Raw genomic sequence first — 24,759 nt, forward strand, 5'->3', positions numbered from 1 at the left:
TTTATTCATCCTCCTCACGTTGTTCGTTCCTTCTCGTTGTTTTCTGAAGCAGCCGGGATACTGCCTCCCGCAGCTGATATTCCGTCACAGGCTTCACCAAAAAGGTGTCCGCCTGCAGCCTGCGGCTTTGGGGTTCAAACTCTGCCTGGTCGCTAATCCACAGGAGAGGGACATCCCTGCTGTACCCTCGTATGCTCATGCAGAAATTCATCCCCCTGGCTCCGTCCTCCATGACCACCACAGCATCATAAGGCCCATCCCGCTGCATGGCATAGGTACAAAACACGCCGTTATCAAAGCGGTCTACTTTGCCCAGCTTCATCAGCAAAGCGGTTTCTTTTTCTTTCTGGCTATAACTGCATAGCGCAATTCGCATTTTCGCACCTCCATTTCATGATGGGTTTTATCGCCTCATATAGCTCCTGATCGGAGCAGTCTGCCGGAAGAAACACAGGGATACGCAGGTGATACGCGATCAGGGCGAAGTTTTTATCATCGCTCCACCAGACAAGCGGTGTTTCCGGTGCCAGCTGCTTTGCCTGAATGGCAGCCTCCAATCCCCTTGCCCCGGTCATGGCGATGACAACCGCATGGTAGCGGCTCCGCCGCAGTGCCTGAGATAGCTGCTTCTCATTCCATAGCTCGTCGATGACAAGCTGTCCGTCCCCAGCAAAAAGGGAGCGCAGCCTGCTCTCAAACCATTCTGCATTCCTTAATTCCGTACAAAGTGCGATTTTCATGCTGAGCCTCCTTTCCTGAAAAGAAAAATAAAAAAACCAGACCTTCTCATCGGAAAGTCTGGTAGTATAATTAGAGTAGCATCTTGTCAAGAGAAATGCAACCGACTTTGTTTAAGACGCAGGTTTCCTGTTTAAGACGCAAGTTTTTTCCTGCGGTTTTATGTTATACTAATATTGGATTATTGTGCAAAGGAGATGGCACGATGCAGATTGCGATTGTGGATGACAGAGCAGAGGACAGAGAAGAACTGTCTGTCTGCCTGGAAAATTATATGAAAAAGCATCAGCTGGACTATACGCTGACAGAATTTGAGGACGGAGAGAATTTTCTGAAAGCTGCCGCCCAGGTCAATTTTCAGCTTGTCTTTATGGACATCTATATGGAGAACATGGATGGAATAGAAGCCGCCAGAAGGCTGCGCCAGAAAAACAGGCTCTGTAAGATCGTTTTTCTGACCATTACAGAAGATTATGCCCGGATGGGGTACAGCCTGTCCGCCAGCTATTATCTGCTGAAGCCGCTTTCGCTCCATCAGGCAGATTTTGAAGAAGCGATGGAGCTGTGCCAGCTAAAACCGCCCTATGAAGTGATGACACTTTCGGTTATGGCTGGCCGTCAAAAGCTGGAACTTCCCACAGAGAAAATTCTATACATAGATTATCAAAACCGTATGACGCGGATTCATACGGCGGAACGCGTGATACCGGTAAGCGGAGGTTTTCAGGAGGTCACTGCCGCATTGCAGAAGGACAAGCGTTTTTTGCCCTGCTACCGGGGCGTTCTAATCAACATGGATTATATCAGCCATGTTGACAGCCAGGCCTTCCGTTTGATAAACGGGGAGGAACTTCCGATTGCTCTCCGCAATGGAAAACAGCTGCGGGAAACCTACCGTCAGTATGTTTTCTCTGGAATGGGGCGTATCGTATGAGAATGAAACAAATACGCAGGCGTATTCTGGGGGGCTGTCTGGCCTGCCTCCTCTGCTTGACCGGCAGTATCCCTACATTTGCCGCTGGAACTGCAACCCCAGCCAACGCCGATGAAAGAAGGGAGAATCCGCCGGGTTTAGAAAACAAAGCTTCAGGGGCACTGGATAGCGGAACCCTGGAAACACCGGAAGAAATACCCCTCGTCCTTGTCACAAAAATACAAAAGGAAGGCGAACTGCTCTCCCTGCCGGCTTTTACCCTGCCCCTTAGAACCACACCGTCTGATGATGACCTGGAGGAAATTTATCAGCTGGCCCTTCAGTATCAGACCGTTTGCGCCACTGTAACAGCCGGTGAAGAAATCCGGCAGGAAACATTTTCTGTCGCATGGGATTTTTCGGCCATTGACCAGACCACTCCGGGAGAATATGCCGCAGAAGGCCGGATTGAACTGCCGGAGGGGTATGCCTTTGGTGAAGCTGTATTGCAGGAGCTGCAGATTCCCGTCCGGGTAGAAGAAATGACGCCTGCTGTCATTACCTCTATAGAGCAATGGTATCCTTATACAAATGCATTTGCGCTCCCACAGGGCAGCGAAATTGAAGCACTGGAAGAATTATTCGCCGCCTCCCCGTATTATCTGGAATGCTATGCGGAAAACGGAACCAGCTACACCGCTGTGGTGGAATGGGATTTTTCGTGTATTGATCTGAATACTGTGGGACTGTACCATGCAACAGGAAGGCTGACTGCACCGAAAAATACCGTATTTGCGGATCGTGTCGATTTCCCTGAAATTACAATTCCTGTTTCTGTTCAGGCTCCGGATAGACCAGACATTAACTGTTTTCTGGCCGCCAGAGGAAACCTTTATTTTCCTTGGGTCACACCGCCGGGAGAACTGGATAAGATCAGCGTATGGCTGTCCGAAAACAACGGTTCATGGAACCAGCTGGAAAATGGCATTTACGTGGGACGGGAAATGCTCTCGATTGCTACCCGTCTGCTGACGCCGGGCAGCGGTTACCGTCTTCAGGTTGATTATGACGGCGGACAGACCGGCATCCTGTCCTTTACCTACGCAGATGAAATTGTTCTTGAAGGGTATCATGAAGGCGACCGGGATGGAGGGGATGCAGGCGGAAATCCACCCGACACCATCATTCAGCCGCCTCCTGAAGATACCGACGATCAGGATCATGGTTTTGCAGACAGGCCCTCCACGAAGCCTTCAAAACCGCCTGCAACAAATGACGGTGGAACGGATTCCGATGAACCGACTATACCGGAAATCGAAGCGCCCGTTAGATCAGATCAGCCAGAGGAAGATACCACTTTGATGCAGCCCCCTGAAGTGCAGACGATTGTCGGCGCTTCAGAGCTTACCGATCCTGCCTGGAAGCTTTCAGAAAACAGGAAAGATTCAGTGCAAAGCGCTATGACCGTTCCCCAGGAAGCCGCAGATTCCCAAAACTCTGCTTTTTCAGAGTTCTTTGATGAAACCACTGACCGGATTTCCGGAACACGCTTTTTGATGATGCTGCAAACAGGGGCGCAAAGAGCCGTCTTTTCCAAACAGGGAATCACTATCAGCATACCCAAAGACGCCTTGCCGGAGGGTATCCAAAACGAAGATCAGATTGAAGTCATCATCCAAAAGGATACGGATGGCGGTTTTTCTTTTTCGTTTTCCATCAATGGAACTGTGCTCAACTCCCTGCCGGATGTTTCTGTCATGCTGCCCTATCCAAATGACCCGGCAGCCGGCACATTGTTCCTTTGTGATAAAAGCGGCGTGGAAGTTCCCATGACCGACTATGACGATACGGCGAAAGCCGCTTCCTTTCAGATCAGCCATACAGGGACTTACACCATTGTGGGAAAGGAAGATACCGCTTCCCTGGCACATGCTGCCGACACAGAGCACAGCTGGTCGCCCATATTCTTTTTGATTCCGGCCTGTCTGCTTCTTCTGTCTGCCGGTGTGTTTTTCCTAAGGAGGAGGCGAAAATAAGATGGTATCTTCTGCGGTAAAAAAATATGCTGCCTTATGTATGGTCTGCCTGTGCTCATCCCTGTTTTTTCTTGGCCTGTATCAGTTCAATAATAAATATAGCCAGAACACAATCCAAGCGGCAAATGGGATTCTGGCGCTTTCAGAGGAAGAACTTCAAAAGTCACCGGTGCGCTTTCTGGTATCCGGCTGGGCATTTTATCCTGACGCGCTTTTGACCCCGGAAGAAATACAAGATGAAAGCCATTATATGAGCTACCTTTCCAGCGGAGAGCAGACCAATTTCTCCAGCCCTGCAAACCCTTCTCCCTATGGCTGCGGGACTTACCAGATGACATTCTTCCTGCCGGAACGGAAGGAAGCATATGCACTGGAAATCCCGGAAGTGTTTTCTGCTTACAATCTTTATCTGGATTATGACCTGATCCTGCAAATGGGGGAACCGGCACAGGGGACGCCATTGGTTCAAAACCGCATGGTCACTTTTTATGGCGGAAAACCGGTCACACTCACCATAGCGGTCAGCAACTATGACCACTTTTACGGAGGGATTGTTTATCCTCCTGCTTTCGGAACGATGCTGGCGGTAAATACAACCAGAGGAATCCGGTTTGCATTCTGCCTGTTTGGCTGTACAGTTACCTTTGTCTGTGCGCTGCTGTCCTTTTATTTCAGCCGCCGGATGAAACAAAAAAATACATTCCTGTTCGGACTGATCTGCCTTGCTATGTGCGGCCTGTCATCCTATCCTGTACTTCATATGCTGGCTGCGGTTCCCGTATTCCCATGGTATACGATGGAACTGTTCTGTATCTATCTGGTTACCTGGCTGATCGTGGTTCTGCAAAACCGGATATGCAGGCCGGGCTTCCTGCCTGCGGCCATCAGTAATGGGGTGGGCGCTGCCTTCCTGGTATATGCGTTTTTGTATGGCATGATGGCTTCCCATCTCTCCCTTGGAGCCATTCGCTTTTTCTCTGCAGCGGTCTTTTGTTATAAGGCGGCATCTGCGCTCTATCTGCTTATCATCGCTGTGCTTGCCATTCACAGAGGAGAAAAACGGAGTAGGCCGATCTTTTATGCTGCGGCAGCCGCAACCTGCGCCTTTATATGGGATCGCCTTCTGCCGGTTTATGAGCCGGTTATCGGTGGTTGGTTTTTGGAATGGGGCAGCTTTTTCATAGCAGCCGCCATCGGTTATTCCCTCTGGCGCGATGTGATAGAAGGGTATGGAAACAGCCTGATTTTCCAGGAAGAACGCAAGCAGGTCATCCGTCAGCTTTCTATGCAGACCGAATACAGCCGTCAGGTTTCTGAGGCAGCGGCAGAAAACAGAAGGCTGATCCACGACATCAAACACCATCTGCGCACCATAGACCGCATGGCCTCTGAACATGGGCAGACAGAGATCTGCTCCTTCCTGTTACAGGTTGAGGAACAGGTTGCGGCAACATCGGGTCACTCCCATGTTGCGTTCTGCAAAAATCCCGTCGTAAATGCACTGATTGAATACTACTACGGCATGGCACAGGCACAAGGGACAGAATTTCAGGTACGGCTCGATCTTCCCGATCAGATGCCGCTTACCGATGTGGAACTGTGTACGGTGCTGGGCAATCTTCTGGACAATGCCGTTGAGGCGTGCAGCCGCCAAAAGCAAGGGGTGCGCCGCGTTTTCATTGCAGGCGAAACCAGAGGCACTATGTACTTTTTGAAGATCGAAAACACTTACGACGGTCTGGCCTTGCAGGAGGGAAAAACATTCCTCTCCCGAAAGGGTACATCTGCTGATCATGGAATCGGGCTTTCCTCTGTTCGAAAAATCATTGAAGGTCATGGCGGTGATCTCGATCTTGTTCCTGGTGAGGAATCCTTTCTTGTTGGAATTACAATACAGATGTAAAAACTGTTTTTTGATCAAGTTTTTATCTCTTATTCACGATAAAAGGGAAAAACCATTTGCAGGTTTTTCCCTTTCTGTTCGTGATATAAAAGGAATTAATCACACTATCATCTTCTATATGCCTGGATATTTTCCAGATAAGCTGTCCGGCCGGATAAATTCTGCTGTTCAATCCATCACAACCGTGATAGAATGAAAGCAGTGTTTCGGGATGGTACAGAATCATGGAGGGATGCAAATGGAACCGATGTATTTGTCAATCCAGCCCGTGGAAACCGGGAAGCGGATCAAGCAGCTGCTTTCAGAGCAGAACTATACGATCCGGGAGATCCAGGGTGCGTTCGGCTTTGAGAACCCGCAGGCGATCTACAAATGGATCTCTGGAAAATCGCTACCGAGCCTGGACAACTTTGTTATTCTCAGCCGACTGTTACATACCAGCATTGAAAATATCCTCGTCATTGACGGGGATATTCCTCGTTTAGGGGTTTTTTTAAACCAAAGGTTCAATGACTTCCTCTCTCTCCCGCCTTATAATCGTGTCACAAGGAACTGATGCGAAGGAGGCGAATACATCATGAAAATCACATCGGCTTATGCCAATAAACTGCTCAAAAGCCTGACGGACGAGAAATCCTACTGGGAAGCCAAGGAAGCTGCATCCCGCACTTATGTTGCCGCCGTCGGTGAGGAACCGGTTATCCCGGAGTATGACTACACCGCTGTTTCTGCGACATTAAAAGAAATCGACCGTAAAACCGTCATCATCAAACATGCTCTGAACCTGGCCAACGCCACCGCAAAGATCCCGGTCGGGGATACGGAAATGAGCGTTGACAGCATCCTGGTAAGAATGGCACAGCTTAACTCTCGCAAAGCGACCCTGGACGTTATGCGGAAATGTCTTCCGAAAATGAGGGAATCTTCTCATGCATTCAGCTCCAGAAATGCTGTTCCTGAATACCGCTACACCAATTACGATCCAGAGCTGGTAAAACAGGATTACGAACGCATTTCCGGCGAAATAATGGAAATGCAGATTGCTCTTGACCGGTACAATCAGACGTTCCTGTTTGAAGCGGACATTTAAAGAATTTTCCGTACAGGGTCTTTAAAAATACAGATGGGATTGTTAACGTTCAGTGACATGGATTGTTTTGTTATTTTTTATCCGTTGTATCTTTCGGTTCATGGTACGCTAATTCAGCAAATATCAATGGGAAACAATTCCCCTGTAGAAAACCCGTGAGCGATCACACCGGTGCCGGGGTTCGGTTTCAGGCACCACCGGCTGCGAAATGTGAATTTCGCAGCTTTTCCTTACAGATAATCATCGCAAAGGAGGAGACGCATGAAAAATTTTCTGAGACTGGATGGTCTGTCCATTCTGTCTGTCCCATATATGTACATTGACCACAAAGACTATCTTGTCGATTCCTTACTCGCACAGAACCATGTCTCCGTACGGTTCGGAAACGAATTTTCGCGGGACGATTCCCCGTACCGCATCATTCTCTGCAAAGTCAGAAAGAAAGACACAGCGGAATTTGAGAAATCCATGGAATTGCTGTGCAACAAGATGCTTTTTTTCGAACACAGCGATTACATGGGATTTTGCAACAATATCATGGAAACACTGGAACAGAATCGAGGTGCCGCATGAAAAAATCATTTGTCCCAATCAATAAACAGAGTAAGAAAGCAAGAAAAGCATATCATTCCGCACAGCGTTCCACCTGGGGAATCCTGAACCCGGCAACGCGGACCATGCCGAACGGCAAGGCATATGACCGAAAGAAACAGAAGGTCAACGACAGAAGCGACAGGGAATCCTCCTTCGACTCCCTGCCGCTTCCTTTTTGTCCGTCTCTGCTGATCAATCCCACAGGTTCCAAAAATATTTTGTCATGAGCACCATGCCCTGCTTTAGGCACCGGTCTCGGTACTCTCGCAGTTCACCCTCAGCCGCCAGCCACTTTTCCGATATCTCCGCATATTCCGGCACATCGCTCATCATATATAAACGGTGCGTATGCTCCCGTTTTTCCCTCGCAATCTCCTCTTCCGTTTTCAGCTTCTCACCGAGCATGCCGTATTTTACTGTGAATTCTTCCCGTGCCAGATCATGTTCTTTCTCATACGGATTCTTTTTTCTGCATGTGTCCTCATTCGCTTCCCGGAACAGAAATTCCATTCTCTTCAGAATACGGTTCCATTTCTGGATATTTTCTTCCTCCAGTCCCTCAAAAGAGCCTGGGTAACCATGGCTGTTGATGCGAAGGTCATGGATCATGTTCGGAACAACCGTAAGGAACCATTGGTCAATTGACCAGGTATCTCGGTAACAGTATCCGTACCGCAGTCTCTGATAAATGCAGATGATATCTTCCTTCCATATGGAAATTCTTTCCCATAATGATTCTCTCTTCCGGTACGACAGAAAAACAGAACATTCTTCCTTCCGTCTCTTTCTGTTTTCTTTCGGACTCATTCGCTTTGTAATTTTCTTTACGGTTTCATCCATTGCAGTTTCTCCTTTCCCGTAATATCCTTGATACGACAGTTATATCATGACTCTGGAAAGGCTGCATTGAACCCATGGTTTAATATTCCTGCAGAAAAAGGAAAAAGTGCAAGCCATATGCCTGCACTCTCCTGCTTTCTTCCATTATTCATCATCTGCATCATGCTCTGCCAGCATTCCTTCGAAAATTGTTTCTTCTATAATCCGTAAACACTCATCCGGTTTTTTCAATATATCTTTTCCCCAGAAGCGGATGACCGTCCAGCCACGAAAAAGCAGTTCCTTGTTGACTTCGTCATCGCGTTCCATGTTTCTGGCGATCTTTTTTACCCAGAAATCCCCGTTATTTCCACACTCCAGTTGCGGTTTCAATACTTCCCAATCCTTGCCGTGGAAAAACTCACTGTCACAGAATACGGCTATTCTGTACTTCGTCAGAACAATATCCGGCTTTCCGGGCAGTTCCGCCCAGTTTTTTCGGTATCCGTATCCATGCTGTCTTAAAACTTTCCGTAGGGCAAGTTCAATCTTCGTATCCTTTGCATGGATGCAGCGCATGTTTTCGCTTCGCTGCTTACTTACCGGATTTTGCATGATCGGTCACTCTCCTTTGTGATGCACCCGTGCCGTGCATTTCAACGCGGAAGCCAAATCGCGCATGGGTCGGCGACCGGTTTCTCCCGCCTGCTCCACCGCTCTTTTGCATGATTCATTATCCATCATTGTCATGATGTCGAGCCGGACACGCGCCCTGGATGCACCCACATAAAACAGCATGTCATCCTTCAACACGGTCCGCTCCGTAAAATCGACAAGAACGACCGCATCCGCCTCAAGCCCCTTAAATTTTCTGCAGGTCGTGAACCGGAATCCTCCATATGTTCCGTCCGCCGCGTATCCGTTCAGAAAGCTTTCATCCACCGTTCTGAGGGCAAGAATCACGATGTCATCAATTCCGTCACGCTTCAGACCGTCGAGAATTTCATCCAGTGCCGAAATGGACGATCCGACATCTTCGCAGAAATGAAGGCAGGGAATTTTCCCGGTTATCGCACCCGCAGTCAGCAAAAATGTCCGGTTTTCGCTCTTTTTTAACAGACTGGTGGCCGTTTCCGATATGTTTTCCGTGTTTCTGCAGTTCCTGTGCAGGGTAAGACGGCATTCCGCATTCAGGATGAATTTCGGAACCCAATCCGTCTGAACGGACTGCAGTTCATCATAAAACACATAAAAAGAGGCCTTCGATTCCGCATCCGCCAAAACGGCGTCATGCAGCAGTTCCAGAAGCTTCGCGTTTTCGATTCCGTCACGTCCGAAGTCCTGTCCTTCGTCGACGATGACATGATCATACGGGAAACTGTAGAAAGCCGCATAATCTTTCAGCTTTTCCTTTGCCTTTGCATAATTTGAAACCGCCGTTCCGCAGATTCTGCATGCATAACCGTCCAGGGTCATGAAATGAATATTTGGATTCTCATACCGACATGCAAGATACTTTTTCAATTCCGCATTGTAACAGAGGAACAGCACGGATTCCCCGTTTAAGGCATGACGCCGTGCCTTTTCAACCGCAATCAGGGTCTTCCCCGTTCCGGCCGCACCGTTTATGACGGCACATCTCTGCTCCGTGAGAAAATTCAGGATTCCGCTCTGCTCGCCCAGCATTCTGTGAAACACCGCGTGTTTCAGATCAACATCAAATCCGGCCGGAGGAAATATGTTGAATTGCGGACACAGCACTTCGTGGACAAGTTCGCAAAATTCACGATTCGAAAGTTCCGTGTTCACTCCGGATGGAACGTTCAGGGAAAACAGGCGCTCCACATAAGGCAAAGGATCCGAAAGTGCTTCCTTTCCCAACGTAATGGCAGGATCCGCTTCCGGCGGCAGAGTAATCTGTTTTATCCGTTCATCGGAAAGAGACGGAAACCATACCGCATGCAGAAATTTGATCTTTTCCGTCAGATGTCCGAAACGGCTGTTCCCGATCAGTTCCATGAGTTTCCATTTATTTGCGGCAGCCTGTTTAAACGGTCCTCCCGAACGCATCGGCTGTCCATTTCCGTACATCCAGCTTCCGTCCCTGTAGGAAACCGCTCCGGCCTTGGCCTCCAGGCACAGAATTCCCATTTCACTGTGAAAAATGATAAAATCCGTTTCGCTTTCATGAATCATGCCTGAGCTTACATTTGTCGAGCGAAAGGAATGAAACACCATAAAAGCCTCCGGCAGTCCTTTCAACGCATCGAACATCACGTCTTCGAGACTGCCCGGATGAAATGGATTCGGGTATTCAGGAATCATAACGGCCATTTTATTTCATCCCCTTGATGATTTTCTTATTGTCCTCGCTTAAACCGTTCGGACCGTAAATGCATTTCACGCCGTTGTTCATGGCGGCTTTCATGGCATCTTCCTGACCGGAAGCGAAATACATGATCTGCTGATCGGACCAGCAGTAATCGCATTCCAGCGTATCGGGATTTCCCGGCACGCTGAATTTTGCATTACGGAGCGGCATCCGCTTTCCCTCAAACGCCCGATTTTCCGCAATCCAGTCGGCAAGTTCCCGTTCACCGTCCGTCTCCGCAAACTGCGAGATGTCCGACGTCACGCTTGTCCAGTCTTCTCCGCTCATGTCAGTTCCTGATATGACAGTCACGGAACTTCCGTCTTTTTTCTTATCGGTCCAGGCTGAAGCCGTTTTTCCCGGCACGCTTTTCCACCCGTCTCTCCCATACAGCTGTTCATGGAAAAATCCCAGTTTTTTATTGTCATATGTTCCGACCGCGACTCCACGATCCAGAAAAACATTGAATTCCTCGCAGCATGTTTCCGGAAGAAGGCAGCAGGAATAGCAGGCGGCAAGGTTCAGGGAATCCCGACCCTGACCGTTACTGAGAGAACATACCGGGTCATTGGAACAGATAACGGCAGATTCAATCGCCTTTTTGTATATTCCCGGAAACGTGTCGTATCTTCCCTGACGCACGAGTCCCCCCAGTGTTCCTTCCGAATCGCCGCTTGCCGTATAAATCAGAATGCCGGCCATTTCCTTGCCGTCCGCGGCTTCTCCGCAGTATATTCTCTCTTTAAGGGATGAAATGTTATAGCCGCATTCAAAACTCAACTGTTTGATCAGCAGGTGTGAAATCGTATGCAGCAAAAGAAATTTTCCCGAAATCTTTCGCGGGTTCTGACTTCCCAGGAATGATTTATCGTAATTTTCCTGAAGCGTGTTCACCCGTCTTTCGAGAGCCGCATTTCCGCTTCTCCAGGCATTGATGAAGTCCTCGTCAAATTCAATGAAAATACCTTCTCCGTATACGTTGTAGCCCGGATACCAGTCATCATCCTTCTTTTTGATGTTTACAAAATTATAGGAAGCACCGGATATCAGGGAAGCCGGAAACGGGGTGATTCTTGAAAAACCGAGCATGACCTGCACTTCCCTGATTTTTTCAATCAGGGATATGCTTTTGACAAATGGAATGTCGTATTTTTTAATGTCCGTTCCGACACGCTTAAAGTCATCATACTGAGTTCCGGTCACGGAAGCCCGCCCGGAAAGTGCGTCAAATTCCGCCGAACGGTATTCGATGCTTCCCGTATCATAATTAAGTTCCTCATGCTCGGACATGCGTCGGCTGAGAATCTCCCGTACCTGTTCGGCTCTGCATCCGATATTGTCGCCTATCTTTTTTGCGTATTCATCCAGTTTCCCCTGTATGTAATTATCCACCTGTTCTTCCGGCAGCCCCATGGCTTTCTTCATTTCCATGAATGCTTCAATTTTCGTCCTGAATTCTTCATACAAACTGCTGTCTTCAATGCGGCTGTTAATGATGTCGGAAAACGGAGGAATTACGAGAGAACTGGCGGTTACCGGAAAATATACCGAAGAGCTGCCCCTCTGAAGGACTTTCGGATAAATGCCGCAGCCTTCCTTCTCGTTTTTCCACGGATGCCCGCCGTCGCAGGAAAAGTCATATTTCCCGCCAAACTTATCATCAAGACGTGCAAATTCCCCTTCATTAAAGGCATCCTTTAATGTTGCCGACGCATTGCAGGTCGTGCATTTTATGCTGAGACCTTCCAAACCTTCGGAAGCCATCGGACTTGTCGTAAATGTCAGCTTCGGATTTCCGCATATGTCTTTTGCTCCGCCGAAATTTTTCGCATGCACCCACTTTACCCACGGGAAATCGTTGATATGTCCGTGAGCACATGCCGTTACGATTCTTGCGACCACAAGTTCAACGTGATCCTTCGGACAATATAATCGACGGCTCATGTTTCTGTTGGCGGTTTTTTCTTTTTCCTTGGCACCTTTGTTGAATTCCGCAATCCATTGGGAAAGCGGCTGGAAACGGCGGCATTTCGGGCAGAAATACCATTCCGGGAAACGGGCATAGGCGATACCGTCCCGATTCTTTCCGCCTGCAGGCATGCCGAAATAACGGACACCGAGGGATTTTTCCAGGCGTTCGTCATGAATGCGGACAATCTGATCGTTCCAATACTCCGGTGCGGCGGTCATGAGTGTCTGGGAAGGAAAATCCACCATCGCACCGACACCGTACTGCAGTACGGCCTGAGAGGCGCGCACGGAATGCGATGTAACATTCAGTCTGATTTTTTCAGTGTGTTTAGCCATCTTCTTCCTCCTTCCATTCGATGATCGATCCCGGCACCATGACGTCCACGTTACGCATTGAGGTCATGGTTTCAAATGCCGGATCATCACGATACGTCCCGAATGTCTTCATAAGACGCTCTCCCGGAGCATCAGGGCCGGTTACCATGAATTTTTTTCCGTAGCAAAAGATATCAGCCGCATTCTTCGCCAAATCTTCCCATTTGTCAAGAATCTCTTCCATTTCCCGTCTGAGTTCCGCGGATTCATCCTTCATGTTCGGATTGATGCGGCGGTTAACATCAATACAGCGGTTAATCAGGTATTCGCAGATATTTTTTACCGTTTCCTCATACCCGTCACCGCGAAACTTCACCGCATCGTTTTCCTGTTCCAGTCCCTTTACCGACAGTCGGATATATGCAATCAGAACCGCATGAAGGGCTCTTTTTCTCGCCGGTGCAGAAAACGGTGTTGCACCGGTAGGCTCCACATGGCGATAGAACGATTCATGATAAGGCCGGAACTGTTCATAATGGGAGCGGTCACGGCTTTTTCCTCCGTCATACATGGTAAAAGCTACACCCGGGAATTCACGGCCGACACGGCTGGATGCCTGTATGTACTCGCTGGTTAGCTTCGGCTGCCCGACAAGAAGCATCACGTTCAGACGTGCTACATCGATTCCGACCGAAATCATGTTTGTCGCAAGAAGAACGTTGCACGGATACGGTGGAACATGTTTCTGCATGTTTTCGGTTGAATATTCGTTCTTTTCCAGCTTGTCCAAGGTCTGGTTCAACTGCGTGGTGGAAACCCGGCTGGTCAGTTCATCTGCGGTACCGATTTTTCTTACCTCCACATTGGATTTCAGACGATAACACATTCTCTTCATGAAATCCTTGACATCATCATCCACCATGGTTGCCGCTTTTCCAAGATCCTTCAGACTGTTGTAATAAGCCGTAAGGGTCCAGAGTTTGTCTTTCACTTTATCACTGACATCCATGTCCTTTGCCTTCTGCAGCATCGCTGCCATGGAGCGGATCTCCATCATGGCCTTCGTCTTTCCAGACGGCATAAGTCCTACGTATTTTCTTCCGAAGATTTCATTCCCATAATCGATTTTTGATTCCCTTGCAAAGAAGGAATCCTCTGCATCCAGAGCCGGATGCGGGAACTGACTGACATCCCTGTCATAAAGCGCCGCACACTGCTCCACCGCACGCCGGATGGTTGCGGTTGATGCCACGATTTTCGTAATGTTTCCCTTTTTACGGCATAACGCATCTATGGCACTCTCGTACAGACCGACCATGGTTCCGAGCGGACCCGAAATCAGATGAAGTTCATCCTGAATGATCAGTTCCGGCGCACGGTTTGCTGAGTTCAGGGCAAAGAAATTCCCTATCTGCTCATTCCAGGGAAGCATTGCAAACTTATCCACAGTTCCGAAAAGAAGCGTCGGCGGTTTCGTGTACAGTTCCTGATCCACGACCTGAACCGGCAAACCGTTGCCGAACGGGCAGGACTGTCTCGGGCAAAACAATTCAAAATGATTGCTGCTGCGCATTCTATAGCCGAATATTCCCCTTATTTTCTTTGTTTTATCCTGTTCCTGCGTCATGCGGGTTCCGCACCACGGACACTTTAAAACCTGAAACTTGTTATAGGTATCCTTTGCATATTCCAGACTATATCCGGCACTTTTGTTCAAGTGCTCCAAATTCTTTTTGGCTTTCTCATTGGTGTTCGGAGTATGGTCCCCTCCGATCCAAAGCCCTATGGTTATCGGAGACTTTCCAAGCACATAACGTTTATATCTGGATTTTTTCGCTTCACAATCCTTTCTGATCCTTTCACAGGCACAGATAAGCGTTGATGCACGGGTAAACTGCTGTGCGGCAAGAAGTCTCAGGGTGTAACGCATGATAACCGTCGTGCCGTTACTTTCTTCCGGATGGCGGAACCGTCTGTAAAAAATGGTCATTGCCGTAAGACCGAGATATGCTTCCGTTTTTCCGCCGCCTGTCGGAAACCAAATGAGATCGACCATGGAACGGTCCGCGGAGGAGTCATCCGTAACCGAAACAACATCCAGAAGCATAAATGCAAGCTGGAACGGTCTCCAGGCATATCTGTCTTTTGGAAATGCCGTGTCGGCAGTTACGTAATCAATGTTTTTCAAAACATCCGAAAGTTCTCTTTCATCAGGGAACGTAGCCGGATATTCCCTCTGAACCGCAAGCTGAACTCTTTGCATGAACATGGCACGATTGGCAAGCTGGAAGGCATCCCACGCCCTGCCATCTTCCCTGAGAATTCCGATACCGTTCCTCATGCGTTCGCACGCTTCCCGGCATCCCTTCAGATTTTTCTCGGCGGCTTTCATAAAACGTGGATTCAGTGAATGAGATCGTGCAAACAAATCATCGATCCAGGCCGAATACGCATCAACCAGTTTTGTCAGATCATTGATTTTTTCATTTCTGTCCGTTTCATCAAGGTCGGAAAGGTATTTCATGGACAGTGTTTTATCGCTTACTCCGCAGTTTTTCGGAAGAGTAAAGTCCATGGACGGTACTTCGCATTCCGGGAAAAAGTCATTCCGTATGTAACCGGACCCTTTTGCGTCAATATCCCAATTAACGGCAGTTCCGAGACCGGTGCCATACACATGCTTGTTCTGGTACTGCAGTTCCAGAGACTGTTCCTCCTCATCCAGAACGTCAAAATTTACGGCTCCGGCATATTTTTCAAACACGAAATCATTATTTGCCGAATCAATTCTGAGCTCCGGCTGAAAAATACAGTTGATTCCGCGTGGGCGGTCCACGGTTTTATTCACCGCCATGATCGTCAGGGACGTGGTTCCGTTTTCCATTTTTCTTCTCAGGGCGGTTATTTCCAGAAGTCCGTGTTCCGGGATTTCGGATTCGCTTACATAGTCCCTGTCTCCGAACACGATTTCATGATTCAGTTCCCGCGGTTCACGGACATAACCGTTTCTCAGCTGATCGGCAAGCTTATAGAGATTGTCAATGAGGTGATCATCATCCGTATCCAACAGATCACGTTCCTTCAACTGACGGATTGTTTTTCGATCCATCGGCTGAAGCAGTTTCAGAGTCTTTTCCTCAACGTCGTATCCGACATAAGAATCAAACCCGTCCGGAGCAATCCACTCTCCCTGTCGTACCGGAGTAAAAGGAATCCGACAGTCTTCCAGGCGTGATTTTCTGTATGTGCCGTATTTCAATGAAATTCTGACGCGATCCGTGTTGCCTCTGACAAAGAACGTGATGCCGAATGAAGACGGCATGTTCTGGGCCGCCAGACTGACCTCCTCATCCAGATTATTCTCCGGATCTGGCTCGTCATCGATATCCTCGCTGCTCTTTTCATCTTTGGTATTTTCCGGTATTTTCACTTCGACATAGTCGGAATTATCGGACGCGATGCTTTCCGTCGGTTCTTCGCTTTCCGCATTATCCTCCTGTTCGGCGCGATCCACGTCATTTTCGTCCGCTTTCATTTTATTATCCTTCGGAAAAAGAATTCCGATGGAATATCTTTTTTCCGGCAGCGTCGTGATCAGTTCATGTTCTGCATCCGGCACGGAAACCTCCGAACCGGGGCCGAGCAGTTCGTCTTTTACCAGGGCGATGAATTCGTCCCTGGCTTCAAGCATTTCAGACTTAAATCCCATGGTTAAAATCCCCCTTCCAGATCCAACGGACGGTTGGTCAGGTATGACGGCTCCGAGCGTTCGGTCTGTACGATATTTTCAATTCTGAGCACCACGGCAAGCGTGTCAAGACGCTTTCGTATTTCCGGCGGAATCAGTGTGCCGGAAGTTTCCTGCCCCTCCAGCTGCCTGATAATCGCCGTTCCCAGTTCCTTCAGTATGTTTTTGCGAACCTTCCGTATCCTGCGGCACGCATCAAAGTATTCATTCACATGATCGAACATGTCCGTGTCATTGGTCAGCAATGCAATCTGTTCGAGTGATTCCACTGTCTGCGGCGCGACGATGTGCGCGTCATCATCCAGCCAGTTTATGACGGAAGCTTTTTGAACTCGAACCCCGTTTGCTTTCATTGCATCCGCAATCCGTTTCGGTGAATGACCGGTTTCCTTCATGTACTCCGTCAGATCGTTTTTCCATCTGCGGGACATTTCATAATCCTGCACGGTTTCGGGGCTGATGCGTTTTTCGCGGATCAGTTCCTTCAGGACATAATCAACAATATCCCTTGTGTCATCGTCCCGGTTCAAAAATATCAGGGAATCCCCGATTTTCAGGGAATCCACCTTCTTCTTTTCCACCTCTCCTTTTTCATCATTCAGCACATATGCCTCATAATGTCTGGAAAGCATGGCACCTTCTCCGTCATCGAATCTGATCAGCACGGAAACATCCGTAAGAGGAACCGTTCCGTTTTCACGTTCCCCTCGTATTACGGTATCAAACTTGCTTTCCACGATTTCATCCGCATATACGGCAATCTCGTCATCCACCCGGTCAATTTCCTCGACGTCATCATTGGAAACGTTTTCCGCAATGTCTTCCGCGGAATCGTCCGATACTCTTTGTCTGGAGTTAAATAAATGTTCCCGGGATTGGCTTTTTCTCTCAGTCAGACGGAAAACCATGTTTTCAGCTTCATACATCAGCACCGTGATTTCGGCTGCCGACATGCAATGGAAGATGTCAAAATGTTTTCCTTTGAGATTTCCGATGACAAGAATGTAATCATAATTGCGGTTCCCGTCAAAACGGTTTACCGTCACGATTTCGATTTTTGATTTTTCCGGATCATAACCGGTCAGCACGTAATTCCATAAAATGTCCGCATAATAAGCTTTCGGAATAACGACCGCGATCTTATGCCCGTAATGTTTTCGGATGTATTCTTTCAGGTATTCACGCTTCGGTGATGTATCGTAAACCGTATAGTACAGGGTTTCCAACAGATCTCCGACCCGTTCGGCTGTTTCCGCCAGATTAACCGGTAATGCGGCCAGTCTTCTTTCAAGTTCCTCCAAACGGTCATGCGGCTGCTCCACGCGTATTTTCCGGTTATTCACGGCATCTTCCATTTCCGAAATGTAAAACGGTGCGGTCATGAACAGACTTAAAAGCGAATACGCATTCGGAATGATATAGGCTCTCTCTTCGTCGCTCAGTTCATCCCGCTTAATGTTGCATACGGCTTTTTTGAAATCACGGTAATTTTTCCAATCCGCCGCTCCCGGAAGCACCGTCGTATGAATTTCATGATCTATGACTGCATCCGCCTGCAGTGCCAGTTCCAGGGCAAATACATTCCTGTTTACCGGCGGCAGCGTATGTTCCAAAAGAAATTCCTTTGTGCAGGCGAACACTCCCGCCTCTTCATGATCGGTCAGCAGATTTTCCGCACACGGCAGATCCATACAGCCTGAAATGAAGGAAAATCCTATATTTTCCCTGTTCATAACCTGCGGGATCTCGGTAATTCCCCTTTCAATAAGAGAATTTCCGCAGACAAACATCCCCAGATATTCGTTTCCGTCCTCATTCCATGTCATGTCCAATCCTACGGAAAGCTTTGAAGTGAATTTCAGCATTGCTTCATTTTTTCCGGCATTACCGCCATAATGGTATTCATTTTCTTCCGAAAAATACGATGCCGTTACCAGATCCTGAATGCGTATGCCGGTGTTTCCCGTTTTCAGCATCAAGCCGTTCATGTAACGATCGGCTTTGGAACGATCCATGACGATAATGACGGAAGCATCCGTGATGGACGGGATGTCTTTCTTATCACAGTTAAGCAGAACGGACAAAAATTCTTCCCGTACACGATTTCCACGGCGTATTCCGCGTCCATCGCATCTCGTTGAATTTCCGTAATACGGAATAATGCCTGACCAGCCTTTTCTTCCGATTTTTCTTATTGAACTTTTCCCCTGCCGGATCACCGCCCATTCTTTTCCGTTTTCATCCGTTTCAATGCCGATAAACTCTCCACGTTCCTTTCCGCAGAGTACCCTTTCTCCCGGCTGAAGCATTCGGATGATTGACTCAACATCCGCACCGTTCCCCGCAATGACGGCAAGTGCCGACCAGGCGACCGCAATCGCATCAAAACACGGGGATGCCGTATGAAGAATGATGCTGCCTTTGTTTTCCTGCCTGTCGGCTTCCTCGCTCAAAAAGTCCGTAAATACCCGAAGAAGCAGCTCGCCGGAAATAAGTTGATCCTCAAAATAAATGTCACACTTTTTTATAAGATCCCTCAGAACTTCAACATTCATGAGCCGCCTCCCTTCTTCTACGCTTCCGCAGTAAACTTTTTCTTTTCCATCCTCAGTCTGTATCTGTCACCGTCCAATTCCACGCACTTTGCACGTTCCAGTCTGTGCAGATACTGATAAGCGGTGACTTCCGACTGCCCCAGTACTGTTTTTATGTCTTTCGCGCAAAATTCCTTATCCACGCTGATTTCCGAAATCAGTCGGTCGCATTTTTCAATCGTTTCGGTTCTCGCATCTTTTAATGCTTCCTGAACCTTCGCTTTCATTTTGAGCGTCACTCCCGATTTTTTATAACGCTCCTTTTCCTCGTCGGAAAATTCATTTTCCATCCTGCTTACGCATTCTTTAATAAAAAGTGCCATTTCCTCAATCAGAGGGATTGAAACCGAATTCCCAAACTGTTTGAACATCTGCTGGTCCGACATTTTCTCCGGGAAGGAAAATCTTTCCGTTCCGTTTTCATCAAGGAACGCATATCCTATGAACCCCTGAAGCCGTCCCCATTCTTCCGGCGTCATGGTCCGAATGCATTTGTCATTGATCGGAGTCTTTTTCGGAGGAACATCCTTTCCGATGATGCTCTTTCCGTTGACGGGATCGTAAATCAGATTTCTTTCCTTACCGGATCCTCCCGTTGCCAATATGGTGTGAGCCAAAGGTCTGTCCGCCGTCGTATCATTGACGATCCGATATCCGAATCCGTTTCCGTTGTTCTTCTGTCTTGTTTTATGATTTTCCAGCGTCTTTAAAAGACCGGATGAGAGGAAATATTTTTCCGAAACCTTGGGTTGCAGAATATCCAACACGGAATGAAAAATTTCCTTTCTTCCCTCCGTCGGCGTTTCCTTCGGCAGCATTTCCAGATGCTTTCCGTAGTATTCCCTGCTGAATGCCACTATGTACACTCTCGGTCTGTTCTGGGGAAGCCCGAAATTCTTCGTGTTCCTTATGAATGATTTTTTGTCGTATACCAATTCTCCGTTTTTATCTTTTTTCACGCCGATGACATGATAATTCAGCTCGTTCTCAAGCGTATTTATGATGGTCTTAAAAGTCTGCCCTTTGTCATGGCTCACAAGATTCTCAACGTTTTCCAGAAACACGACCTTCGGCATGGTACGGTCAATGATTTCCGCTATGTCAAAAAATATGGTTCCCTTCGTAACATCGCGGAATCCCTGTTTCAGACCGATTCTGCTGAATGCCTGACATGGAAAACCGGCAAGCAGAACATCGTATTCCGTCCGCTCCGCCAACTTCTTGAACGATTCGTCCGTTACATCGTGTCTGGGATCATCTCCGAATAAATGCTGGTAGGTTTTGCACGCATATTCATCCTTTTCGGCAGAAAGCACGTTTTCAAAACCTCCCGCCAATTCGAACCCTCTTCTGATTCCTCCGATTCCGCAGCATAAATCCATTGTTTTCATGATCTCATTCTCCATTTTTCGCAAGCGCTCTCTCAATCAAAACCGATATGACGATTTCTTCAGGCACCCGCCCTGTTGTCCGTAAATAAACATTACGTTTTCTTTCAAGTATACCATATTATTTCTCACAAATTGTCATATTTTCTGCATTTTTTCGAGAAAGTCTTTCGTGATTTGCATGATTTCAACAAAATTCTTCGTTTTTATCTTCATATCAGCGAAGAGTATTTGTTCTCTTTCCAACAGGCTCAATACAATTATGGTTAAAAGTGGGGCAATATTGGTTTCTGCAACATCAGAAATTTTCTCCAAACTCAAACAAAAAAGACAGGGAACCTGCCCTGCCTTCAATCAATTTCCATTTCTTTTTTCCTTGCTGCCGTTACCTGATAGCTCCAGTCAATCAGGTTTTTTATCATTCCGTCATTTTCCAATCCTTCCAATACAATGGAAATCCATAAATTCTTGTTCATGTGATAAGCCGGGAGGAAACCGGATTTCATGCGTAAGGAACCGACAAGCATCGGATCACATTTTAACGGGAGTCATCCTGTCTGAAACGGTAAATGCTGTTTCCGGTAGTGAGTTTGATGATGCCGTCATCTTCTGCCTCCAAATCTCCCGGTGACGTTTTCAAATATTGTCCTGGAAACCGCTTGCCGGAGCTGTGAAGAAAAACAAAGGCATACTTTCCAGAACGTGAATTGGATTCATAAATCATGAGCAGGCCGGAACGGTCAATATACGGCGCCCGCCAATCCGTATATGACTCTCCTTCCCTGTTAGCAGCTCCGCACAGGTATCCTTTCTTATGTTCGATCAGGTGCATGTTGTCTCCTCCTTTGCCCCAAGGAGCAAACCAGACACCGATAGTGTATGGATGATTGTTATTGCTGTTGGAAACGAATATAGCATTATGGATAGAAAAATACAAGTATTTTCGTAAGCCAATAAGAGTTATCCTATATTTAAGATATAAAGGGAAAATTTGAAATGCTCTTGAATACTCTTATTTAAGAAATAAAAGGAAAACTACAACTTCTCTTCCAGAAAAGCATCCACGTCGATCTGCTCGCCGTCTCTCCAGATACGCTCGAGATCATAGAACAGTCGGTTTTGACGGTCAAACACATGTACGACGAGATCGCCGTAATCCATCAAGATCCAGTTTCCGGTCGGATAGCCTTCCATGCTTTTTAAGGAATAGCCGGCTTTGGTGAGTTGTTCGTCTACATTGTCTGCCATTGCCTGCACCTGGTTTCGGTTGTTTCCGTTTGCAATCAGGAAATAATCTGCCAGAACGGAAACCTTTGCGATGTCGATCAGGGTAATATCCTCGGCTTTTTTATCTTCCAGCGCTGCGATCGCAAGCTGCGTCATTTTAGCTGCCTGTGTCATACGTTTCCTCCGTTTTTATAAAAATCATAGGTTTTCTGTGTCATGGAGTCGATCTCCATATTTCCGCCCTTTAAATAGCTTAAGGTGTTCTCCAGCGCCATGATGAGTGCTTTGTCAAGATCTTCAAAAGCGATCCTTCGGATTTCCGGAAGATTTGGAGCCTGCTTTCTGCCGGGCTCGATATAATCCGACAGCCATACGATTTTTTCCAGCAGGGACATATCCGGTCGTCCGGTCGTATGGTTCAAAATCGCGTTCAGGATATCAGGATCTGTCACGCCGTATTTTTTGGAAGCAAGATAGCTTCCGACCTTTGCATGCAGTAAAAAAGGATTCTTTTCTTCTGCAGGATTGATCGGGAGATTGTGCTTTTTACAGATTGAAATCTTTTTTTCATTGCTTAAGCATTTCGCGCAGTCGTGGAGCATGCCGGCAATCAGCGCGCTGTTTAAGTTTGCGCCGTAGCACATTGCAAGGGAAGCCGCGGTATAGGCGACGCCGAGCGTATGTTCATAACGCTTCGGGTCGAGCTCTTTTTCCATCGCCTTACGTATTTTTTTCAGATCCGGCTCTTTCATTTAAAAGACTCCTTTCCATCCCTGTAATACCCGCTTTTTTCCAGAAAGCTGCGGACGCGTTCCGGGACGAGATAACGGACGGATGTTCCTTTTTGCAGGTGATCCCGCACCAGGGTAGAAGAAATTTCTACATGAAGGGACGGCATGAAACGGATATCCGCGCGGTAACGGGACGCGAGGGATTTTGCCTGCAGCATCAGCGCAGAATCTTCCCTGCCCTGCCGAACGGAGGCTGCCGTAATGCACTGAGTAAAAATCTGCTCCGGATTTTTCCAGAATTCCATCTGGAACAGCGTGTCCGCACCGACAATATAATAAAGTTCGTCCTCCGGATACTGCGCATGCAGTCGGGTAATCGTTTCACAGGTATAGGAATTGCCTTCTCTTACAATTTCCATGTCGGAAACGCAAAAATAAGGGTTATCTGCTATGGCGAGCTGTACCATCTGAAAACGAATTTCTCCAGGCAGGATCTCCTCCTGCCGTTTCATATAGGAACAGCCGCTTGGAATGAACAGAACCTGATCCAGTCCATAAAAGCACCTCGCCTGCTCTGCAAGCAGCAGGTGCCCGTTATGGATCGGATTGAAGGTGCCGCCTAAAATACCGATTTTGCTCATAGGCTACCGCCTTTATCCATGGGTAAAATAACTGTTACAGGGGAAGTTCGATTTTCTTGTGGTCTTTGCTCTCTTTGTAGAGAACGATTTTCTTGCCGATGACCTGAACAACGGTAGAGTGTGTGCGCTCTGCTACGATAGCCGCGATTTCTCTGGGATCGTCGAAACAGTTCTTCAGGACAGAAATTTTAATCAGCTCTCTGGTATTGAATGCTTCTGCAATTGCTGCCGTGCATTCCGGGGTCAGGCTGGATTTGCCGATCTGAAAAATCGGTTCCAGGCTGCTTGCGAGCTTCATCAGATATGCTCTCTGCTTACTTTTTAATTCCTTCATGGGAGTCCTCTCTTACTTATAATAATCAAAGGATAAGCCGTACATCCGAACCGTATCGCCTTCCTGGATTCCAAGCTCCTCCAGCTTGTCCAGAATGCCGGCATCTTTTAAAAATCCCTGGAAGAACGCAAATCCCTTTTCGGATTCGAGGTTGGTATAGCCAAGCATTTTTTCGATGCGGGGACCTTCTACGACATATTCCTGTTCGAGTTCGTCATAGGTAACGGTATAAGGTTCGTCAGAAACCGCAAGTGCCATTTCCGGGAAGTACTCCTGCTCAAATACAGTCGGCTTTTCGTCGAGACCGTCCAGCATCTGACGGACATGATAGAGCAGCTCGTTGACGCCCTTGCCGCTGACTGCGGAAATCGGGAATACATCAATGCCCTTGGGACCAAATTCCTTGCGCAGCTGTTCGACCGGGGATTCTTTAAGATCGTAAATCGCGTCGGTTTTGTTGGCTGCGATCACCTGGGGCTTTCTGGCAAGCTCCTCGCTATAATTGGCAAGCTCTGCGTTGATCGCATAGATGTCCGTGATCGGGTCGCGTCCCTCTGTTCCGGCGGCGTCGACAACGTGGATGAGCACCTTGGTACGCTCGATATGGCGCAAAAATTCATGGCCGAGACCGACGCCTTCAGAAGCGCCCTCGATCAGTCCCGGAATGTCTGCGATGACGAAGCTCTTCATATCCGGCAGATCGACAACTCCGAGGTGCGGATTTAAGGTTGTAAAATGATAATTTGCGATTTTCGGTCTTGCGTTGCTGACACGGGATAACAGGGTGGATTTTCCGACGTTCGGGAATCCAACCAGTCCAACATCTGCGATGACCTTTAATTCAAGTGTCAACTCAAGCTCCTGTGCCGGCTGACCGGGCTGTGCATATTTCGGTGCCTGCATCGTACTGGTCGCATAGTGCTGGTTGCCGTTTCCGCCGCGTCCGCCCTTTAATAAAACGACTTTACGGTTGTCGCCGGACATATCGGCGATGACCTTGCCGGAATTGAATTCTTTGATAACAGTTCCTTCCGGAACCTTGATATAGATATCGTCGCCGTCCTTGCCACGGCAGTTTTTCTTACCGCCTTCCTGGCCGTCTCCGGCTTTATATTTTCCAACATGTCTGAAATCGGTCAGGGTATTTAAGCCTTCGTCTACGATAAAAATGACGTCGCCGCCATGGCCGCCGTCGCCGCCGTCCGGACCGCCTGCCGGAACATATTTTTCACGACGGAAGGAAACGTGGCCGTCGCCGCCCTTGCCGCTTCTGACATATATTTTTGCTCTGTCTGCAAACATACTCTGATTCTCCAAATGATATAATGAAACACCTGTCCAGCAGG

The 24,759-nt window shown here is 47.9% G+C and carries 24 protein-coding genes; 7 read left to right on the top strand and 17 right to left on the bottom strand.

What is annotated here, in order from left to right:
• Position 1 precedes the first annotated feature (1 nt).
• The gene (locus OCV62_RS00885; RefSeq protein WP_262584709.1) at positions 2–376 is read right to left on the bottom strand and encodes a response regulator; all 375 of its coding nucleotides are present in this window, start codon (positions 374–376) and stop codon (positions 2–4) included.
• The gene (locus OCV62_RS00890) at positions 351–740 is read right to left on the bottom strand and encodes a hypothetical protein (RefSeq protein ID WP_117794962.1); all 390 of its coding nucleotides are present in this window, start codon (positions 738–740) and stop codon (positions 351–353) included. Before OCV62_RS00890 ends, OCV62_RS00885 begins: the two co-directional genes overlap by 26 nt.
• Before the next feature lie 203 nt (positions 741–943).
• On the opposite strand from OCV62_RS00890, the gene OCV62_RS00895 reads away from it, so the two are divergent.
• The 7 genes from OCV62_RS00895 (at position 944) to OCV62_RS00925 (ending at position 7,501) form a co-directional block, all read left to right on the top strand.
• Positions 944–1,672 (top strand): LytR/AlgR family response regulator transcription factor, encoded by a 729-nt coding sequence (locus tag OCV62_RS00895; RefSeq protein ID WP_262584710.1) that lies wholly within the window; start codon positions 944–946, stop codon positions 1,670–1,672.
• Complete coding sequence (locus tag OCV62_RS00900) at positions 1,669–3,687, top strand: hypothetical protein (RefSeq protein ID WP_262584711.1); 2,019 nt, start codon at positions 1,669–1,671, stop codon at positions 3,685–3,687. Before OCV62_RS00895 ends, OCV62_RS00900 begins: the two co-directional genes overlap by 4 nt.
• 1 nt (position 3,688) lies before the next feature.
• Positions 3,689–5,590 carry a sensor histidine kinase gene (locus tag OCV62_RS00905; RefSeq protein ID WP_262584712.1) on the top strand — a complete coding sequence of 634 codons (1,902 nt, stop codon included), beginning with the start codon at positions 3,689–3,691 and terminating at the stop codon, positions 5,588–5,590.
• Between the two features lie 238 nt (positions 5,591–5,828).
• Positions 5,829–6,146: a helix-turn-helix domain-containing protein gene (locus OCV62_RS00910; protein ID WP_262584713.1), complete on the top strand. Its 318-nt coding sequence runs from the start codon at positions 5,829–5,831 to the stop codon at positions 6,144–6,146.
• Positions 6,147–6,167: 21 nt separating this feature from the next.
• Positions 6,168–6,680 (top strand): hypothetical protein, encoded by a 513-nt coding sequence (locus tag OCV62_RS00915; RefSeq protein WP_021914081.1) that lies wholly within the window; start codon positions 6,168–6,170, stop codon positions 6,678–6,680.
• 261 nt (positions 6,681–6,941) lie between these two features.
• Entirely contained in the window at positions 6,942–7,253 is a 312-nt protein-coding gene (locus tag OCV62_RS00920; RefSeq protein ID WP_262584715.1) for a hypothetical protein, read from the top strand.
• Entirely contained in the window at positions 7,250–7,501 is a 252-nt protein-coding gene (locus tag OCV62_RS00925; protein ID WP_021914079.1) for a hypothetical protein, read from the top strand. Before OCV62_RS00920 ends, OCV62_RS00925 begins: the two co-directional genes overlap by 4 nt.
• On the opposite strand, the gene OCV62_RS00930 is transcribed toward OCV62_RS00925, so the two are convergent.
• From OCV62_RS00930 to obgE, 15 genes are all read right to left on the bottom strand, one after another.
• Complete coding sequence (locus OCV62_RS00930) at positions 7,467–8,114, bottom strand: hypothetical protein (RefSeq protein ID WP_021914078.1); 648 nt, start codon at positions 8,112–8,114, stop codon at positions 7,467–7,469. The two genes, OCV62_RS00925 and OCV62_RS00930, sit on opposite strands and share 35 nt — an antisense overlap.
• Positions 8,115–8,258: 144 nt before the next feature.
• A complete protein-coding gene (locus OCV62_RS00935; RefSeq protein WP_021914077.1) occupies positions 8,259–8,708 on the bottom strand; it encodes a very short patch repair endonuclease in 450 nt (149 codons plus the stop codon).
• Between the two features lie 6 nt (positions 8,709–8,714).
• A complete protein-coding gene (locus OCV62_RS00940) occupies positions 8,715–10,427 on the bottom strand; it encodes an ATP-binding domain-containing protein (protein ID WP_021914076.1) in 1,713 nt (570 codons plus the stop codon).
• A gap of 1 nt (position 10,428) precedes the next feature.
• Complete coding sequence (gene drmB, locus OCV62_RS00945; protein WP_262584717.1) at positions 10,429–12,771, bottom strand: DUF1998 domain-containing protein; 2,343 nt, start codon at positions 12,769–12,771, stop codon at positions 10,429–10,431.
• On the bottom strand, positions 12,764–16,459 hold the full coding sequence (locus OCV62_RS00950; RefSeq protein ID WP_262584718.1) for a helicase-related protein: 3,696 nt from the start codon (positions 16,457–16,459) through the stop codon (positions 12,764–12,766). Before OCV62_RS00950 ends, drmB begins: the two co-directional genes overlap by 8 nt.
• Before the next feature lie 2 nt (positions 16,460–16,461).
• On the bottom strand, positions 16,462–19,053 hold the full coding sequence (locus tag OCV62_RS00955) for a DrmE family protein (protein WP_262584719.1): 2,592 nt from the start codon (positions 19,051–19,053) through the stop codon (positions 16,462–16,464).
• A 17-nt stretch (positions 19,054–19,070) separates the two neighbouring features.
• A complete protein-coding gene (dcm, locus tag OCV62_RS00960) occupies positions 19,071–20,483 on the bottom strand; it encodes a DNA (cytosine-5-)-methyltransferase (RefSeq protein WP_021914072.1) in 1,413 nt (470 codons plus the stop codon).
• Positions 20,484–20,618: 135 nt separating this feature from the next.
• On the bottom strand, positions 20,619–20,834 hold the full coding sequence (locus tag OCV62_RS00965) for a hypothetical protein (protein ID WP_118495532.1): 216 nt from the start codon (positions 20,832–20,834) through the stop codon (positions 20,619–20,621).
• Positions 20,831–21,007 (bottom strand): MmcQ/YjbR family DNA-binding protein, encoded by a 177-nt coding sequence (locus OCV62_RS00970; RefSeq protein WP_118495533.1) that lies wholly within the window; start codon positions 21,005–21,007, stop codon positions 20,831–20,833. The genes OCV62_RS00965 and OCV62_RS00970 overlap by 4 nt, the downstream gene beginning before the upstream one ends.
• An 11-nt stretch (positions 21,008–21,018) precedes the next feature.
• Entirely contained in the window at positions 21,019–21,312 is a 294-nt protein-coding gene (locus tag OCV62_RS00975; RefSeq protein WP_021914071.1) for a hypothetical protein, read from the bottom strand.
• Between the two features lie 203 nt (positions 21,313–21,515).
• A complete protein-coding gene (rsfS, locus tag OCV62_RS00980) occupies positions 21,516–21,881 on the bottom strand; it encodes a ribosome silencing factor (protein ID WP_021914070.1) in 366 nt (121 codons plus the stop codon).
• Entirely contained in the window at positions 21,878–22,459 is a 582-nt protein-coding gene (gene yqeK, locus OCV62_RS00985) for a bis(5'-nucleosyl)-tetraphosphatase (symmetrical) YqeK (RefSeq protein WP_262584720.1), read from the bottom strand. Before yqeK ends, rsfS begins: the two co-directional genes overlap by 4 nt.
• The gene (gene nadD, locus OCV62_RS00990; protein ID WP_118495536.1) at positions 22,456–23,079 is read right to left on the bottom strand and encodes a nicotinate-nucleotide adenylyltransferase; all 624 of its coding nucleotides are present in this window, start codon (positions 23,077–23,079) and stop codon (positions 22,456–22,458) included. Before nadD ends, yqeK begins: the two co-directional genes overlap by 4 nt.
• A gap of 34 nt (positions 23,080–23,113) precedes the next feature.
• Complete coding sequence (yhbY, locus tag OCV62_RS00995; protein ID WP_021914067.1) at positions 23,114–23,413, bottom strand: ribosome assembly RNA-binding protein YhbY; 300 nt, start codon at positions 23,411–23,413, stop codon at positions 23,114–23,116.
• A 12-nt stretch (positions 23,414–23,425) separates the two neighbouring features.
• Positions 23,426–24,715, bottom strand: coding sequence for a GTPase ObgE (obgE, locus tag OCV62_RS01000; RefSeq protein WP_262584871.1), 1,290 nt, complete (start codon positions 24,713–24,715; stop codon positions 23,426–23,428).
• Positions 24,716–24,759: the final 44 nt, after the last annotated feature.

It is taken from the genome of Gallintestinimicrobium propionicum (genome assembly GCF_025567525.1).
In the GTDB taxonomy this organism is placed as follows: domain Bacteria; phylum Bacillota; class Clostridia; order Lachnospirales; family Lachnospiraceae; genus Gallintestinimicrobium; species Gallintestinimicrobium propionicum.

Coding starts and splice junctions, on each gene's coding strand:
- OCV62_RS00885 (WP_262584709.1), bottom strand. CDS start 376: ATGCGAATTGCGCTATGCAGTTATAGCCAGAAAGAAAAAGAAACCGCT.
- OCV62_RS00890 (WP_117794962.1), bottom strand. CDS start 740: ATGAAAATCGCACTTTGTACGGAATTAAGGAATGCAGAATGGTTTGAG.
- OCV62_RS00895 (WP_262584710.1), top strand. CDS start 944: ATGCAGATTGCGATTGTGGATGACAGAGCAGAGGACAGAGAAGAACTG.
- OCV62_RS00900 (WP_262584711.1), top strand. CDS start 1,669: ATGAGAATGAAACAAATACGCAGGCGTATTCTGGGGGGCTGTCTGGCC.
- OCV62_RS00905 (WP_262584712.1), top strand. CDS start 3,689: ATGGTATCTTCTGCGGTAAAAAAATATGCTGCCTTATGTATGGTCTGC.
- OCV62_RS00910 (WP_262584713.1), top strand. CDS start 5,829: ATGGAACCGATGTATTTGTCAATCCAGCCCGTGGAAACCGGGAAGCGG.
- OCV62_RS00915 (WP_021914081.1), top strand. CDS start 6,168: ATGAAAATCACATCGGCTTATGCCAATAAACTGCTCAAAAGCCTGACG.
- OCV62_RS00920 (WP_262584715.1), top strand. CDS start 6,942: ATGAAAAATTTTCTGAGACTGGATGGTCTGTCCATTCTGTCTGTCCCA.
- OCV62_RS00925 (WP_021914079.1), top strand. CDS start 7,250: ATGAAAAAATCATTTGTCCCAATCAATAAACAGAGTAAGAAAGCAAGA.
- OCV62_RS00930 (WP_021914078.1), bottom strand. CDS start 8,114: ATGGATGAAACCGTAAAGAAAATTACAAAGCGAATGAGTCCGAAAGAA.
- OCV62_RS00935 (WP_021914077.1), bottom strand. CDS start 8,708: ATGCAAAATCCGGTAAGTAAGCAGCGAAGCGAAAACATGCGCTGCATC.
- OCV62_RS00940 (WP_021914076.1), bottom strand. CDS start 10,427: ATGGCCGTTATGATTCCTGAATACCCGAATCCATTTCATCCGGGCAGT.
- drmB (WP_262584717.1), bottom strand. CDS start 12,771: ATGGCTAAACACACTGAAAAAATCAGACTGAATGTTACATCGCATTCC.
- OCV62_RS00950 (WP_262584718.1), bottom strand. CDS start 16,459: ATGGGATTTAAGTCTGAAATGCTTGAAGCCAGGGACGAATTCATCGCC.
- OCV62_RS00955 (WP_262584719.1), bottom strand. CDS start 19,053: ATGAATGTTGAAGTTCTGAGGGATCTTATAAAAAAGTGTGACATTTAT.
- dcm (WP_021914072.1), bottom strand. CDS start 20,483: ATGAAAACAATGGATTTATGCTGCGGAATCGGAGGAATCAGAAGAGGG.
- OCV62_RS00970 (WP_118495533.1), bottom strand. CDS start 21,007: ATGCTTGTCGGTTCCTTACGCATGAAATCCGGTTTCCTCCCGGCTTAT.
- OCV62_RS00975 (WP_021914071.1), bottom strand. CDS start 21,312: ATGCACCTGATCGAACATAAGAAAGGATACCTGTGCGGAGCTGCTAAC.
- rsfS (WP_021914070.1), bottom strand. CDS start 21,881: ATGACACAGGCAGCTAAAATGACGCAGCTTGCGATCGCAGCGCTGGAA.
- yqeK (WP_262584720.1), bottom strand. CDS start 22,459: ATGAAAGAGCCGGATCTGAAAAAAATACGTAAGGCGATGGAAAAAGAG.
- nadD (WP_118495536.1), bottom strand. CDS start 23,079: ATGAGCAAAATCGGTATTTTAGGCGGCACCTTCAATCCGATCCATAAC.
- yhbY (WP_021914067.1), bottom strand. CDS start 23,413: ATGAAGGAATTAAAAAGTAAGCAGAGAGCATATCTGATGAAGCTCGCA.
- obgE (WP_262584871.1), bottom strand. CDS start 24,715: ATGTTTGCAGACAGAGCAAAAATATATGTCAGAAGCGGCAAGGGCGGC.